Source organism: Neisseria sp. P0021.S006, from assembly GCF_051956895.1.
The window spans coordinates 30,692-45,256 of the sequence record NZ_JBQCWZ010000017.1 but is presented as its reverse complement, the minus strand read 5'-3'; the positions used below and the strand labels follow the sequence as shown (position 1 = coordinate 45,256).

General features: G+C 49.6%; 13 protein-coding genes, 1 tRNA gene, 1 rRNA gene and 1 riboswitch. Of the genes, 6 read left to right on the top strand and 9 right to left on the bottom strand.

Features of this window, described 5'->3' with window-relative positions; all coding sequences use genetic code 11:
- Positions 1-11 precede the first annotated feature (11 nt).
- From rrf to ACTHUM_RS05500, 3 genes are all read left to right on the top strand, one after another.
- Positions 12-125 (top strand): 5S ribosomal RNA (gene rrf / locus ACTHUM_RS05510).
- Between the two features lie 316 nt (positions 126-441).
- Positions 442-729: a ComEA family DNA-binding protein gene (locus tag ACTHUM_RS05505; protein WP_004520163.1), complete on the top strand. Its 288-nt coding sequence runs from the start codon at positions 442-444 to the stop codon at positions 727-729.
- 188 nt (positions 730-917) lie between these two features.
- Positions 918-1,412, top strand: coding sequence for a type IV pilin protein (locus ACTHUM_RS05500; protein ID WP_049337096.1), 495 nt, complete (start codon positions 918-920; stop codon positions 1,410-1,412).
- Between the two features lie 71 nt (positions 1,413-1,483).
- On the opposite strand, the gene ACTHUM_RS05495 is transcribed toward ACTHUM_RS05500, so the two are convergent.
- The 7 genes from ACTHUM_RS05495 to metK all read right to left on the bottom strand — a co-directional run bounded on the left by ACTHUM_RS05495 (position 1,484) and on the right by metK (position 8,543).
- Positions 1,484-2,308 carry an undecaprenyl-diphosphate phosphatase gene (locus ACTHUM_RS05495; RefSeq protein WP_049337089.1) on the bottom strand — a complete coding sequence of 275 codons (825 nt, stop codon included), beginning with the start codon at positions 2,306-2,308 and terminating at the stop codon, positions 1,484-1,486.
- A gap of 44 nt (positions 2,309-2,352) precedes the next feature.
- A complete protein-coding gene (locus tag ACTHUM_RS05490; RefSeq protein ID WP_049344447.1) occupies positions 2,353-2,994 on the bottom strand; it encodes a thiol:disulfide interchange protein DsbA/DsbL in 642 nt (213 codons plus the stop codon).
- 11 nt (positions 2,995-3,005) lie between these two features.
- Positions 3,006-4,025 (bottom strand): SPOR domain-containing protein, encoded by a 1,020-nt coding sequence (locus ACTHUM_RS05485; RefSeq protein WP_440361151.1) that lies wholly within the window; start codon positions 4,023-4,025, stop codon positions 3,006-3,008.
- Positions 4,026-4,179: 154 nt separating this feature from the next.
- On the bottom strand, positions 4,180-5,676 hold the full coding sequence (locus tag ACTHUM_RS05480; protein ID WP_049337086.1) for a YifB family Mg chelatase-like AAA ATPase: 1,497 nt from the start codon (positions 5,674-5,676) through the stop codon (positions 4,180-4,182).
- A 13-nt stretch (positions 5,677-5,689) separates the two neighbouring features.
- Positions 5,690-6,010 (bottom strand): accessory factor UbiK family protein, encoded by a 321-nt coding sequence (locus tag ACTHUM_RS05475; RefSeq protein ID WP_004521053.1) that lies wholly within the window; start codon positions 6,008-6,010, stop codon positions 5,690-5,692.
- A gap of 124 nt (positions 6,011-6,134) precedes the next feature.
- Complete coding sequence (locus ACTHUM_RS05470) at positions 6,135-7,202, bottom strand: DUF1176 domain-containing protein (protein WP_004521055.1); 1,068 nt, start codon at positions 7,200-7,202, stop codon at positions 6,135-6,137.
- Positions 7,203-7,373: 171 nt separating this feature from the next.
- Positions 7,374-8,543 (bottom strand): methionine adenosyltransferase, encoded by a 1,170-nt coding sequence (gene metK / locus ACTHUM_RS05465; protein WP_004521057.1) that lies wholly within the window; start codon positions 8,541-8,543, stop codon positions 7,374-7,376.
- A gap of 173 nt (positions 8,544-8,716) precedes the next feature.
- Positions 8,717-8,827: riboswitch (SAM-I-IV-variant riboswitch) on the bottom strand.
- Between the two features lie 108 nt (positions 8,828-8,935).
- On the opposite strand from metK, the gene ACTHUM_RS05460 reads away from it, so the two are divergent.
- On the top strand, positions 8,936-9,814 hold the full coding sequence (locus tag ACTHUM_RS05460) for a lysophospholipid acyltransferase family protein (RefSeq protein WP_440361150.1): 879 nt from the start codon (positions 8,936-8,938) through the stop codon (positions 9,812-9,814).
- Between the two features lie 49 nt (positions 9,815-9,863).
- Here ACTHUM_RS05460 and ACTHUM_RS05455 read toward each other — a convergent pair.
- Positions 9,864-9,940, bottom strand: a tRNA-Pro gene (locus ACTHUM_RS05455).
- Positions 9,941-10,144: 204 nt separating this feature from the next.
- Here ACTHUM_RS05455 and recC point away from each other — a divergent pair.
- Together recC and ACTHUM_RS05445 are read left to right on the top strand one after the other, a co-directional pair.
- Positions 10,145-13,444 (top strand): exodeoxyribonuclease V subunit gamma, encoded by a 3,300-nt coding sequence (recC, locus tag ACTHUM_RS05450; RefSeq protein ID WP_004521059.1) that lies wholly within the window; start codon positions 10,145-10,147, stop codon positions 13,442-13,444.
- Positions 13,445-13,447: 3 nt separating this feature from the next.
- On the top strand, positions 13,448-13,954 hold the full coding sequence (locus ACTHUM_RS05445) for a thioredoxin family protein (RefSeq protein ID WP_004521060.1): 507 nt from the start codon (positions 13,448-13,450) through the stop codon (positions 13,952-13,954).
- A 76-nt stretch (positions 13,955-14,030) separates the two neighbouring features.
- Here ACTHUM_RS05445 and ACTHUM_RS05440 read toward each other — a convergent pair whose 3' ends face one another.
- Entirely contained in the window at positions 14,031-14,516 is a 486-nt protein-coding gene (locus tag ACTHUM_RS05440) for a GNAT family N-acetyltransferase (protein ID WP_440392563.1), read from the bottom strand.
- Positions 14,517-14,565 lie beyond the last annotated feature (49 nt).

Below are 14,565 nucleotides of genomic sequence, written 5' to 3'. Positions count from 1 at the left end.
AACAGTTTAAGTTTGGCGGCCATAGCGAGTTGGTCCCACGCCTTCCCATCCCGAACAGGACCGTGAAACGACTCAGCGCCGATGATAGTGTGGTTCTTCCATGTGAAAGTAGGTCACCGCCAAACACTCATTCCGAAGCCCCCGACTGATGTCGGGGGCTTTTTACATGCCTGTCGGTTCTGTCGGTTTGATGACTCATGCATTCTTGTTGTTTAAATTAAAGGATGATAACTATGTTGTTATTCTTGAACATAAAGTGCCGAAAGTTACGGTTAACTGTTTAGAATATTTGAAATCGAACGGTATTTGCGTTATTATGTCGTATGCATTTATATGGAATAGGGCCGTGTTCTACTGTCGTGTGGCAGTGTCTGCGGGGAAGTAAAACTGTCCTGCAGCCGGCCCGGTTGATTCAATCCAACACGTTATAGGAAAACCCTGATGAAGAAATTTTTATTTGGTGTCTTTGCCGCCGTGTGTACGGCATTCTCTTTGGCTGCCGTGAACGTCAATACGGCCTCTTCTGCCGAACTGGAGGCATTGCCGGGTATCGGCCCGGCTAAGGCGAAAGCGATTGTGGAATATCGTCAGAAGAACGGTGCGTTCAAATCGGTGGAGGAGCTGAAAAACGTGAAGGGCATCGGTGATGCGGTGCTGAACAAGTTGAAGGCGGAGGCGACGGTTTCTTCTGCCGCGCCTAAGGCCGCGCAGCCTGCCGTGAAAAAATAAGTCTGACGGACGTTTGTGCCGTATATGCCGCCCCGAGGCCGAACCGTTTGCCGGTTGGGCCACGGGGCGGCTTTGTTTGGGGGTGGGAATAAAACTTGAACCAGTGGAGACTTTACATGGGGTGAAGGGATAAACGGATAGGGTGCCTCTTGTTGGATAGAGATATAGAAGATAAAGGGAAGAAAGATATGTACTTAAAGGCATTTGACAGAAAATGGGATAGGGCAACTGTGCAGAGGGGCTACTCCTTGATACAGCTGCTGGTGGTGATGCTGCTGGTTTCGATCTTGGCAACGGCGGCCTTTACGGTCTATCGGGAATCGGTCCGCTCGGCCAACCTGCGTGCGGCTCATGCAGCGCTGCTGGAAAATGCGCGCTTTATGGAGCAGTTCTATACGAAAAAGGGCAGCTTTAAGCTGACGTCGACGAAGTGGCCGGAACTGCCGGTGAAGGAGGCGGGCGGTTTCTGTATCAGGATGAGCGGTCAGGCTAAGGGCATCCTGGAGGGTAAGTTTACCTTGAAGGCGGTGGCGCTGGACAGGGAGGCGGAGCCGAGGGTGCTGCGCTTGAACGAGTCGCTGACGGCGGTGGTGTGCGGGAAGATGAAGGGGAAGGGCAGCTGTACGGACGGTGAGGAGATATTTAGGGGCAATGATGCGGAGTGTCGGCCTTTTACGGGGTAGAAACCTGATCTAAAGGGAGGAAGCGGATAAAGAAATAGGACGTGCTCAGGCACGTCCTTTAGGGAGAGGGGCTATTCGCTCCAGCTGACCCAGCCCAGCATCCAAGTAAGGAGAATCAGACCACCAAATACAATACGGTAGTAGGCAAAAGGTACATAGTTTTTACTGGAGATAAATTTCAGCAAAGCTTTTACTGCCAATAGACCGGCGATAAATGCTGCGATAAAACCGATGGCAATTTGTCCGACATCTTGTAAGGTAAAGAGTTTGTAGTTTTTTAAGATGTCGTAACCTGTTGCCGCAATCATCATTGGTACAGCAAGGAAGAATGAAAATTCGGTAGCCGTTTTACGTTCTAATCCCCACAGCATACCGCCCATGATGGTGCTGCCTGAACGTGATGTCCCAGGGATAAGGGCACAAATTTGGGCGCATCCTACAACAAATGCGTCGATTGGGCGCATATCGTCTACATGATTGACTTTAGGTTTGGCTGTTGTTTGGCGTTTTTCAACCCATAAAATGAAGAAACCACCGAGTACTAGCATAGTAGCAACAGTAATGGGGTTGAAAAGATGCAATTTAATTTGTTTACTGAATAAGAGGCCAACAATCGCAGCGGGGATGAACGCGATAAATAAATTCAGCACAAAGCGATTGGCTGTTCGCTCTTTGCCTAGTCCTTTTATGATATGGGTAAATCGTTGGCGATATTCGAATACGACGGCTAATACGGCACCGAGCTGGATGGCAATTTCGAATACTTTTCCGTTGCTTTGGAAATTCATTAAGTCGCCAAATACAATCAAGTGACCGGTACTTGAAATAGGGAGGAACTCGGTTAAACCTTCGATAATACCGAGAATAAGTGCTTTAAATAAAATCAAAATGTCCATAAGTTTTCAGACGGCCTTGAGGCCGTCTTTCTTTTGTTGAATAGTTAAAGTGGTTTTGAGGATTGTTCGCGGCGGACTTTGACGATGAGCTCGTCTATGGTTTTCATACCGACTTTCCAGTCGCTACCATTGAAATTGACTTTGTATTTACCACCGACGATGACAGTTGGTGTGTTTTCAATTCGATAAGTTTCCGTCAATTGCTGCATTTTTGCAGCAGCCGACGCGGCAGCAGGGCTATTGTAGGTTTGAAGTAGTTTTTGACTGTCAAAACTTGTCTGTTTGCCGACCCATGATCGGAATACATTTGCATCAGCCAAGTTAATCTTCTGTTCGTAAACAGCTTTGAAGATGACTGGATTGGCCTGATATTTTAAACCTGAAAGATTGACGGCAGCGGCTACTTTGGCCAAGCCTAACATTTCAGGCATCCAAACGACGTGTTCTGTCCGTAAGGAAACATCTTTGGCAAAGGTTTTGCTGTGTTGCAACAAAACTGGATCGAGATGGTAACAATGGACGCAGAAGTAGCCGAAAAATTCTAGCACTTCAATTTTTCCGGCTTGCTGCTGCGGGATAGGGCGACTAAGAACGGTATAGTCCACGCCTTCGGTAGCAGCCTGCGCACTCAGACTGAGCAGGATCAGGCTGAGTACGGCAATGGTTTGTTTCATACGCTGCTTCATCAGTGATTCCATTATTTGGTAGAACGAATCAAGCTGTTGATATTATGGTCTTGCAGGTTTTTTTGCAGTTTCACAGCGGCTTCCTGCTGCATAGTGTTACTTTGAACTCGGTAAATGGTTTTGTCGCCGTTTTGCGATTCAACCACTTTGGAAGAAACACCTAAAATAGCCAGTTTTGCACGTTGTGAATCTGCGCTGGAACGGTCTGCATATGAACCAAGTTGCAGGAAGGCTTTTTTACCGCTGTTGGCAGCTGCTTCGGCTTTTTCTGCTGACTGTTTATTTGCAGCGTTGCTGCTTTCTTTTGTTGCAGAGGCATTTGCTGCTTTACGTGCTTTTTCGATGCTGCCGCTGTTGAGGATTTGCTCAGGTGTCGGCTTGTTTTGTTTTTTGGCTTCGGCTGCTTTTTTCTCAGCCAATTTGCGCTCGGCACGCTCTTTTTGTTTGTCGGTCAGTTGGTCGGCTGCTTTTTTATCTTTTGCAGTTTTATCAGTAGCTTCTTTTTCAGCTTTGGCTTTTTCTGCGCGTTTTTTCTCTAATTCGGCTTTTTTCTCGGACAGTTTTTTCTTGGCGGCTTCTTTTTCTGCTTCCGTTTTTGCGGCTTTTTCTTTGGCTTCACGTTCGGCTTTGTCGGCGGCGGCTTTTTCAGCTTTTTCTTTGGCTTCACGTTCTGCTTGTTCGGCTTTTTCCTGAGCTTCTTTTTCCGCTTGAGCTTTTTCTTCAGCTTCTTTGGCAGCCTTTTCAGCCTCTTCTTTAGCTTTGGCTTCTTTCTCAGCAGCTTCTTTTTCTGCTTTGGCTTTTTCTTCATCTGCTTGGGTAGATGAAGTGTCGGTGGTTGGGCGTTTCTCTGCTTTGTCCTGAGGTTTCAGGATTTCAGGTTCTTCGCTTTGTTTAGGCTGAGTCAGCTCTTTGAAAACGTTTTGGTTGCCTTGGTTCAAGAAGAACAAAATACCGGCAATAATACCTGTTGCCAGTATCAGGCCGAAAAAGAAACCGGCCAAGCCTTTGCCATATTGTGTAGATTTTTTCATGACTTACCTTGTAATAATGTGTTCAGACGGCCTGAAGGGAGACTGTCTGAGTTTGGATTCGATATTTTATCAATAACCGTTATGGACGGCAAAATCCTGATGCTTTGTTTACTCTAGTTTTACTTAAACATAAAGATTCAGGCCGTCTGAAAAGTTAAAGGGCGCGACGGAAGCCGATGGCTTTCATCACATGGGTTTTGCTGACTTCTTCGTCGCCTGCCAAATCAGCCAGCGTACGGGCAACGCGCATGATGCGGTGGAAGCTTCGAGCGGAAAGGGATAGTTTTTCGAGCATGGTTCCCAAGGCTTCTTGCGCTTCTTTTTGGATGCGGGCTTTACCATCGAGCTCGCTGACACTCAGTTCGGCATTGACTTTGCCTTGTCTGTTGTATTGGATTTTGCGTGCGGCGGTAACGCGTTCCAATACTGTGGCACTGGATTCGCCTGCTTCTTGTTGCATCAATTCGGCAGCGGAAAGGCTGGGTACTTCGATGGTTAAATCAATACGGTCGAGCAATGGCCCTGAAATTTTGTTGCGGTAGCGGGCAACGCTTTCAGGCGTGCAGCAGCAAGGTTTGGATGGATGACCAAGATAGCCGCAAGGGCAGGGGTTCATGGCGGCGACAAGTTGGAACTTGGCCGGATAAACTGCTTGGCGTGCGGCGCGGGAAATATGGATTTCGCCGTTTTCCAAAGGTTCGCGCAACACTTCTAATACTTTACGGTCAAACTCGGGCAATTCGTCTAAAAACAACACTCCGTGGTGCGCCAATGAAATTTCGCCCGGACGCGGGTCTGAACCGCCACCCACCATAGCAGCCGAGCTGGCACTGTGATGAGGGCTGCGGAAAGGACGGTTGCTGTCGAGTTGCTGTTGATGGTTGGGCAGGAGCGAACGCAAAGCCCATACTTCGACCAATTCGTCTTCGGTCAAAGGCGGAAGGATGCCGGGCAAACGTTGCGAAAGCATGGATTTGCCCGTACCCGGCGGGCCCATCATCAACAGGCTGTGTCCGCCTGCCGCTGCGATTTCTAAAGCAAGGCGAGCGGTATGCTGGCCTTTAACATCGGCTAAATCAGGTATTTTACTTTGTTCAGACGGCCTTTGCGTCAGCTTGCATTCAGTTTGTGTCAGCGGTTCGATACCGTTTAAATGTGCGGCCACTTCGCCTAAAGAACGCGCACCATAAACCGCGATACCGCGCATAACGGCAGCCTGTTCGGCATTTTCTTGCGGCAAGACGAACGAACGACCTGCCTGCATTCCCTGCCATGCCATGGCCAGCGCGCCGCGTACGGGACGCAGCAGCCCGGACAGCGCCAATTCTCCGGCAAACTCATATTGCGCGAGCTTTTCAGGATTAATTTGTCCCGATGCGGCAAGAATGCCCAAGGCAATCGGTAAATCGAAACGGCCGGATTCTTTGGGGAGGTCGGCCGGTGCGAGGTTGACGGTAATTTTCTTGGCGGGGAAGTCGAAACCGCTTTGGATGATGGCGGCACGCACACGGTCGCGGCTTTCTTTGACTTCAGTATCGGGCAAGCCGACGATATTGAAATGTGGCAAGCCGTTGGCAAGGTGGGCTTCCACTTCGACCAACGGCGCATTCATGCCGCTTAAGGCGCGGCTGTAAACCAAAGCAAGCGACATGTTTCAGACGGCCTTATTCGGCAGCTTCAGTTTGTTGTTTGATTTCGGCAACAGCTTCTTCCGCAGCAGCTTCGGCCGCTTTCAAAGCAGCTTCTTCAGGCTCTTGAGCGGCTTCGAGTTTGACCAAACGGGCTTCCAATTCGGCCAGTTTGGTACGGGTTTTAATCAAAACCTGTTGTTGGATGTCGAATTCTTCGCGGGTCACCAAGTCCATGCGGTTGAACGCGCTGCCGAGCATGGCTTTAACGTTTTTTTCCATGTCTTTGGCAGGGCTGTTGGCGATGGTTTCGCTGATTTTGGAGCTGACTTCTTCAAAAAGTTGTTTGCCGAACATAATCCGTATCCTTTATTCAGAATGTATATAGAAATTCAAGTGGCTATTGTATAAGGAAAAAGGCCGTCTGAAAACGGGAATTTTGAGACGGCCTTTGCTTTCTATCGTAAATATTCCGTGTATTTTAACGTTCAACACGGGCTTCAAAAATAGGCATCAGCCACGCGCCGCCTGTGAAGCCTTTGCATGAACCGGTGGTGTGTTCCTCACTGCGGACAAACGTTTTACCGTCCCACACCGCTGCATTACCAGACCAGCAGTCGCCGATCCCTCGGCCTTTGAAGCTGCCGCTAAGGGTGGCTGTTTTCTCATCGAATCCACCGTGACCGCCGTATGTCATTGGCGGTAGCACTTGTTCGATTTTGGTTAATTCTTTGTTGGCAATGGCATAGTAGCCGCCGGTTTGATAGGCTCCGCCGATACAGATGGCCTCTACCAATACTTGTTGTTTGTTGAGCGGATAAATACTTAGGCTGCGATTCCAATCCATGTGCTCTTTATCATGCAGGGCGGGGCAGTAATTGTCATCGTCAGTGGGAGCATAGTTGTTGCTGTCTCGCAGCAGTTTCATGACGGCATTGTGGCGCGGCGTGTTTTGCTCCAGCGTATCGCCTGCATTTTTCGGCACGGCAACGGCGCGGATAACGGGTTTGGGTTGAGGATTGAGGACTGCCTGACTGCTGTTGCCTTTGCGTATCAGTGCGGAAGGTGTGTTCAGACGGCCTTGGAATTCGTCCGTTTTCAACATCGCCGCCGCTGCGCCTTTGTCGGACAAATGCCATTCATATTTTCCAGAGCGGATGCTGATTTTGCTCTCTTTTTTCAATGCTTCGAGTAAGGCACTGGTTTGCGCGCTGCTCAATTTGCCTTGGCCTTTTTTATTGAACGCCAATTTGCCCAGTGATTTACCGTTCAATACCAATTCGTTGCGGGTTGCAATGCTGGCGAGTTGTGCTTCATCGTCATTAAATGGCAGTAGGGAAACTTCGCCAATTACTGCGGCATTCGCCCCTGCTTGTCGGGTAAACAGGATAGAAACCGGTGGTTCTATTTCATCTGCTTGGTATCCGGCAAGACGGCAGGTGCCGGTATTGTCGCAAGCAATGTCCCAGTCTTTGTAATTTTGATAAAAGCCTTGAGGCGGAGCAGCCAGTGCGGTGGCAGGCAAAACAGCCAGCAGCCATTTCTTCATGATGTATGCTTTCAATTTTATTTATGTAGATTCACAAAGACAGCATAGCAATCCAAGGTTTCGTTGCGCTGTTTTTGTGAAAATACGATGTGTCGTTCGTAAAAAGGTTTTGAATATTTAGATGTAAAAAGGCCGTCTGAAACTCCCGTTCAGACGACCTTTATTATTTTTTTACACGCCTGCGGCTGCTTTCAATGCGGCTGATTTGTCGGTGCACTCCCAAGTAAATTCAGGCTCTTCGCGACCGAAGTGGCCGTAGGCGGCGGATTTTCCGTAAATCGGGCGCAGCAGGTCGAGCATTTGGACGATGCCTTTAGGGCGCAGGTCGAAATGTTCGCGAACCAGGGCAATCAGTTTTTCTTCGCTGATTTTGCCGGTGCCGAAAGTATCGATGGAAATCGAAGTCGGTTCGGCAACGCCGATGGCGTAGGAAACTTGGATTTGGCATTGGGTTGCCAAACCGGCGGCGACGATGTTTTTCGCAACGTAGCGGCAGGCGTAAGCGGCGGAACGGTCCACTTTGGACGGATCTTTGCCGGAGAATGCACCGCCACCGTGCGGAGCTGCGCCGCCGTAGGTATCGACGATGATTTTGCGGCCGGTCAAACCGCAGTCGCCTTGCGGGCCGCCGATAACGAAGCGGCCGGTCGGGTTGATCAGGTATTTGGTTTCGTCGGTCAGCAGTTCAGACGGCAGAACCGGTTTGATGATGTGTTCGATCACGGCGTTTTTCAGCTCTTCGTAACCGATAGACGGATCGTGCTGGGTAGACAGGACGACTGTGTCGATGCGTTTTACTTTGCCGGTTTCGCTGTCGTAAACCACGGTCAGTTGGGCTTTGGCATCAGGACGCAGCCAAGGCAGGCGGCCGTCTTTGCGCAATTCGCTTTGGCGTTGCATCAGGCGGTGGCTGTAATAGATGGCAAACGGCATCAGGGTAGGGGTTTCGTCGCAGGCATAGCCGAACATCAAACCTTGATCGCCCGCGCCTTGGTTCAGGTCGATGCCTTCGCCTTCGTTCACGCCTTGGGCGATGTCCGGAGATTGTTGGTCGTAGTACACGCCGACTGCGCAGCCGTTGGCATCAAAGCCCAGCTCGGAGGAGTTGTAGCCGATGCGTTTGATGGTTTCGCGTGCAACTTTGATGTAGTCCACTTGGGCGGTGGTAGTGATTTCGCCTGCCAATACGCACAAGCCTGTGTTGACCAAGGTTTCTGCTGCGACACGCGCTTTGGGGTCTTGCGCCAAGATGGCATCCAAAATCGCATCGGATACTTGGTCGGCAACTTTATCCGGATGGCCTTCGGATACCGATTCGGAAGTAAACAGATATTCGCTCATTGCTATTCTTTCATTAAAAACAGGCTGCTGTGTTTTCAGACAGCCTTTTATTTCGGACAGCGGAAATCATAACAAAAACTCCGCTTTTTCTCTATACAAGTGAGAAACATTCGCACTTGTCTGCTGTTTCGGAATCCTGTTGCACGTTTCTTACAGGCAAAAAAATTCCCGCATTAAGCGGGTTTGGATTGCTCTGGCGAGCCACATCGGTTTTTCAACCGTCCACCTTACCTTTCCGTTTGAAAAGCAGGTTGGCATGGAATTCCCAACTCTTAATGCAGCGCGGATAGTAGCAGAAAAGCAGGTGTGCCGCAATATATTTGCCCGAAGTCTGTTTTGTTCAGACGGCCTGTTTCGTTTACAATCTGTCCACTTCATTTTGGTAAAACCTTATGCAAACGCTTGTTACCTTTGTTTTTAAATTTTTGGCCGCGCTGCCTTTGGCTTGGTTGCACAAATTAGGCAATCTGCTGGGCAGTTTGGGTTTCCGTTTGCTGTCGAAAGATCGCCGACGTGTTTTCGAAAACATGAAACTTGCCGGCTTGAACCCGACGGACGAGGCGGTGAAAAAAGTTTTCCGTGAAACGGCAAAAGGCGGCTTGGAATTGCCGGTGGCGTTTTTCAGACGGCCTGAGGAAATTGAAAACCTGTTTGTCAGCGTCAATGGTTGGGAACATGTTCAGACGGCCTTGAGCGCGGGCGAAGGTTTGCTGTTTATCACGCCGCACATCGGCAGCTATGATTTGGCCGGCCGCTACATCAGCCAGCAGCTGCCGTTTCCGCTGACGGCGATGTACAAGCCTCCGAAAATCAAGGCTTTTGATGCGGTGATGCAGGCGGGGCGCGTGCGTGGCAAGGGTAAGACTGCGCCGACCAGCATTCAGGGCGTCAAACAAATCATCAAAGCGCTGCGCGGCGGCGAAGCGACCATTGTGTTGCCGGACCATGTGCCGTCTCCGGAAGAAGGCGGCGACGGCGTGTGGGTAGACTTTTTCGGCAAACCTGCCTACACTATGACGTTGGCGGGCAAGCTGGCGCAAGTCAAAGGCGTGAAGGCTTTGTTTTTCTGCGGCGAGCGTCTGCCCGATGGGAAAGGCTTTGTCTTGCACATCGAGCCTTTGCGCGGCGAATTGAACGGTGATAAGGAGCACGACGCGCGTGTTATCAATGAAAATACCGAATATTGGATACGCCGTTTTCCGGAACAATATTTGTTTATGTACAACCGCTACAAACATCCCGAAGGCGCGCCTTTCCCGCCGGAAGTATAGGCTTGCCGAATGTAAAAAAACCTGCTTGGACTCAAGCAGGTTTTGTATTTGGTCGGAATGAGAGGATTCGAACCTCCGACCCCTTCGTCCCGAACGAAGTGCGCTACCGGGCTGCGCTACATTCCGAATGTGGGAAATTATAGGATAGGGGAAGCCGGTTTGTACAGAGGTCGATAAATAATTAATAATTGGCTGCTGATGGGTTTGTTGTGTTTTAGGCCGTCTGAAGCGATGTGTTTCAGACGGCCTGTGTTTTTGTTTGCCGCTTCTGCTGAAGCATTTGTCCTAATGGCATTATAATGTGGGCAATTGTTTTTTAGATTGTCTGCTATGTTTTATCTTTATCAGTCCGACCGTTTGGAAGCGCTTGCCGAAATGTGCGCGCATATTCATCAGGCCTTGCCTTTGGATGTGGTATTGGCACAGGAAGAAGTGGTGGTGCAGAGCCAGGGGATGCGGCGTTATCTGAATGTGTTTTTCGCGCGCAAACTCGGCGTGGCGGCGAATTTGAAGTTCAGCCTGCCTGCCGGTTTGGCGTGGCAGCTGATGCGCAAATTGGTTCCCGATGTGCCGCCGCTCAGTCCGTTTTCGCCTGAAGTTATGCGCTGGCGTTTGCTGGATTTGTTCCGCAGCGAAGCGTTTCAGACGGCCCCGGAGTACGAAAACGTGCGCCTGAAGCTGGAAAGTTATTTGCACAGCTCGGCATCGGCGGATTATCAGCTTGCCGGACAGATGGCAGATATTTTCGACCAATATTTGGTGTACCGCCCGGATTGGATTGATGCGTGGCAGGCTGGGAAGCTGCTGGGTTTGGGCGATGATGAGGATTGGCAGGCGCGGCTGTGGCGTTATTTGGATGATGGCAGCCAATCGGCGCCGCACCGCGTGGCCTTGTGGGAAAAGCTGTTGGCGCAGTTGGATAAATCGGTTTTGCCGCAAAGGTTGTTTGTATTCGGCATTTCGACAATGGCACCGATGTATCTGCAACTGCTGCACCAAATTTCCAAGCATTGCGATGTGTTTGTGTTCGCGCTCAACCCGAGCAGCCAATATTGGGGCGAGGTCATCGACGAGGCGCAAATTTTGAAAAGGGGCGATGAGGCGGATTTGTCGCAGGCAGGGCATCCGCTGTTGGCTTCTTTGGGCAAGCAGGGACGCGATTTCTTTGATTTTCTGTCGGAAGTGGAAACCGAGCAGGATATTCAGGTTTATGAAGAGGGAAGAGACGATACCTTGTTGCATTGCCTGCAAAACGATATCCAAAACTTGATCATGCCGTCTGAACGCTTATATCAACAGGAAGAAGGCGAAGCAGGCGCGCAGCAGGCTTTGGTTCAGGTTCACGATGCGGACGGCAATCCAGTGTGTGTCGAGCCGGACAAGCTGCTGAACGACGGCTCAGTCAAAATCGTTGCGGCACACAGCCCTTTGCGCGAATTGCAGATTTTGAAAGAAGAGCTGTCGCTGGTGTTGCAAAAAAATCCCGACTGGCAGCCGCACGATATTGCCGTTTTGACGCCGAACATCGAGCCGTACAGTCCGTTTATCGAAGCCGTTTTTGGACAGGAGCATGTAGGCAGCCAGGCTTTGCCGTATTCGATTTCGGATGTGAAACTCAGCCGCCGTCAGCCCTTGCTGTATGCTTTGGCGCAAACTTTGGACTTGCTGGAGAGCCGGTTTGAAGTGGACAAGGTTTTGCCTTTACTGGAGAGTTGGTTGGTGCTGCAACGCTTCGGTTTGAGCGAAGAGGATGTGCCGCTGCTGCATGAGACTGTTGCCGGATTGAATGTGCATTGGGGGTTGGACCAAACCATGCGCGAGGGTAAAGACAACCTCTTTACTTGGCAGCAGGCGGTAGAGCGTTTGGCCTTGGGCTGGATGCTGCCTGAAGGCGGCAACGGCATGTGGCAGGGCGTGAGCGCGTGGCATAGCAATGTCAATCAGCTGGACGTGTTCAGCGGTTTTGCCGAATTTATCCGTACTTTAGCCGATATGGCGGCGCAATGGCAAGAGCCTGCCAATGTGGAGAGCTGGGTGCAGCGTTGCCGTGATTTGCTGGAGAAACTGTTTGCTCCGGATACGGACGACCAATACGCCAAGCAGCAGTTTGAGCAGTCTTTGGCGAAATGGCAGGAAGAGGCGCAGTTGGCCGAATTTGACGGATTGTTGCCGTGTAAAACCGTTATCCGCCATATCCGCCGCTTTTTGGACAGCGAAAGCCAAGCCGGATTTTTGAGCGGCGGCATCACTTTTTGCAGTATGGTGCCGATGCGCAGCCTGCCGTTTAAAATGGTTTGCCTACTGGGTTTGAATGACGGCGATTTTCCTCGCAATACCAAAGCGGCGGTGTTCGACCTGATTGCCAAACATCCGAAAAAAGGCGACCGCGCCCGCCGTGACGACGACCGTTATCTCTTCCTCGAAGCCTTAATCAGCGCGCGCGAAATGTTGTATTTGTCTTATATCGGCCGCGATATACGCAATGATGCCGAGTTTGCGCCGTCTTCATTAATCAGCGAGCTGCTGGATACCATCGCCGCCATGACGGGGAAAAGCGGGCGTGAGTTGTCGGAGAAATGGGTGAAACATCATCCTTTGCAGGCGTTTTCGCGCCGTTATTTCCAAAAGGACGCGCTTTCAGACGGCCTCTTCAGTACGCGCCAAGATTATGCCGATGCATTGAACCAACCGCAAGCGGAAGCGCAGCCGTTTTTCCTTGAGGCTTTAAGTCAGGAAGAGCCGGGCAAAACCATTCATCAAGGCGAACTCATCAGTTTTTGGCGCAATCCTGTCAAAGTTTGGCTGAAGAAAAATTTAAGCTGGGATCAGCCGTATCTGGACGGCGCATGGGAATCTGCCGAACCGTTTGAGCCGCAACATGAAGGTCGGATTGCCGATGCCTATTTGGATGCGCGGCGCAAAGGTGAAGATTTTGAAGATACGGCCATTCGGCTGAATGCAGAAAGTCTGATGCCGGTAGGCGAGTTGGGCGGCTTATGGCAGAAGCAGTATCAGATATCTGCGAAAAACGTGGATACCGAGTTGATACACAGTAACAAAAGGCCGTCTGAACCTTATGAAGAATCCTTTGACGATTTGGTTTTACAAGGCACCATCGGCAATCTTTATGAGTGCGGCCGCATTGTGTTCCTAAATCAAAAAGACAATGCACCCAACCGCATTGCCCGTTTATTGGAGCATTTGATTTTTTGCGCCATCGCCCCTAAATCCGTTGAAAGCCGACAAACCTATATTGTCAGCCTGGGACAGACCGAAACCTATGCCGCCATCGGGCAAGAGGTGGCGAGGGCACTTTTGAAAGAATGGTTGGTATATTTCCGAATCGGACAAAATACCCCCTTGCCGTTTTTTGCCAAAACCAGCCTTGCCGCTGCGGAGGAGTACAACAAGAAAGAGGATTGGGATGCTGCCTTGAGAAAAGCCCATGATGTTTTTAATGGCAATAAAATGAGCAAAGGGCAGAAAGAATATACCGAAGTGAAGCTGGTGTTTGGTCATTCGGAAGAATCGCCGCTTGATGAGCCACTATTTGAAAACCTCGTCGTCAATCTACTTGTTCCACTTTTGACCGGCGTAGCAGGGAAAACCAATGCAACAGAACAGGAGTAAAGCATGGCCACTTATGCAGAATATTTGGATTTTGATACTGAAGAAGACAAATTGAAACAGCAGCAACTCTATCAGGCGACCGAGTTGTCGGCGCAAACGGTAGCAGAGGTTAAAAAGATCAGTCGTCCGCAAAACTGGTTGCTTGCCGCTGCGCCATATTGTCCTGATTGTCGCGTGTTTGTGCCGTTTATTCAGAAAATGGCGGAGTTGAACCCCAATATCCGCGTCAACTATATTGCCCGTAACGATTTTGACGACAGCAGCCGTTTCGATAATCCTCGCCAACAGGAAATCGTCCGTACCAACCAAAAAATTCCTGCACTGTTCCTGATGGGGCATGAAGAGGCCGGGCCTGTGTTTAACGAGTTTCCGCAAGTGGTGTTAAACCAAATTGCGGCAGATGAAACCGGTCGCACGGAATTGCGCGATGCGTACCGTGCCGGCGAATTTAATGCCGATATTGAGGCTCAGATTGTAGCGGCGTTGGCATGGGCAGAGCAGCGTTGTTGAGTAGATATTGTTGGTGTGTAAGACTATATTTTGAGCCACTTTGATAAAGGGGACAATTTCTAGTGTAATTTAGTTCTTACCTAGATTTTCTCATTATGTATTTACGTTCTGGAACTTCAATGGTTTGAACAATTTCAAATCCCTCTTTTTGGTAGAGGTCTCTAGCTATTTGATTTGACTCAAAAACCGTTAGGGAAATACTTTCTATTTCTTCATTTTCAAACATTTCTTGAAGAAAGTATTGAAAAGCTTTTCTACCTAATCCTTTTCCCTGCTTCTGTGGAGCTATGAGAAATCTTCCAATATGAAGATTTTTATCTTCTAGTTTGATTTTCTGGATGATGCCTACAAACTCTTCTCCAACAAAAATGGAAAAAATCCCTTCCATCTTTTGCAAGGATTGGGCAATCAAGGGATAAGAAATCTTTGGCCCCATCCATTGCTTCTGAAAACTTTCTCCCAAAGCATTAGACCACTGACAAATGAGTTGGGCATTTTCTAACTGAAGTCCTTTTTCAAAGTGAATTTTCATATTTGCTCCTAAAACTTCTCTTATATCCAACTATTATACTCTTTCTCATATTTTTTCCGAATAATTAAGTATGATTCAA

Bases quoted from the DNA above. Each gene is read 5' to 3' on its own strand.
- ACTHUM_RS05505 (WP_004520163.1), top strand. From the start codon at position 442: ATGAAGAAATTTTTATTTGGTGTCTTTGCCGCCGTGTGTACGGCATTC.
- ACTHUM_RS05500 (WP_049337096.1), top strand. From the start codon at position 918: ATGTACTTAAAGGCATTTGACAGAAAATGGGATAGGGCAACTGTGCAG.
- ACTHUM_RS05495 (WP_049337089.1), bottom strand. From the start codon at position 2,308: ATGGACATTTTGATTTTATTTAAAGCACTTATTCTCGGTATTATCGAA.
- ACTHUM_RS05490 (WP_049344447.1), bottom strand. From the start codon at position 2,994: ATGAAGCAGCGTATGAAACAAACCATTGCCGTACTCAGCCTGATCCTG.
- ACTHUM_RS05485 (WP_440361151.1), bottom strand. From the start codon at position 4,025: ATGAAAAAATCTACACAATATGGCAAAGGCTTGGCCGGTTTCTTTTTC.
- ACTHUM_RS05480 (WP_049337086.1), bottom strand. From the start codon at position 5,676: ATGTCGCTTGCTTTGGTTTACAGCCGCGCCTTAAGCGGCATGAATGCG.
- ACTHUM_RS05475 (WP_004521053.1), bottom strand. From the start codon at position 6,010: ATGTTCGGCAAACAACTTTTTGAAGAAGTCAGCTCCAAAATCAGCGAA.
- ACTHUM_RS05470 (WP_004521055.1), bottom strand. From the start codon at position 7,202: ATGAAGAAATGGCTGCTGGCTGTTTTGCCTGCCACCGCACTGGCTGCT.
- metK (WP_004521057.1), bottom strand. From the start codon at position 8,543: ATGAGCGAATATCTGTTTACTTCCGAATCGGTATCCGAAGGCCATCCG.
- ACTHUM_RS05460 (WP_440361150.1), top strand. From the start codon at position 8,936: ATGCAAACGCTTGTTACCTTTGTTTTTAAATTTTTGGCCGCGCTGCCT.
- recC (WP_004521059.1), top strand. From the start codon at position 10,145: ATGTTTTATCTTTATCAGTCCGACCGTTTGGAAGCGCTTGCCGAAATG.
- ACTHUM_RS05445 (WP_004521060.1), top strand. From the start codon at position 13,448: ATGGCCACTTATGCAGAATATTTGGATTTTGATACTGAAGAAGACAAA.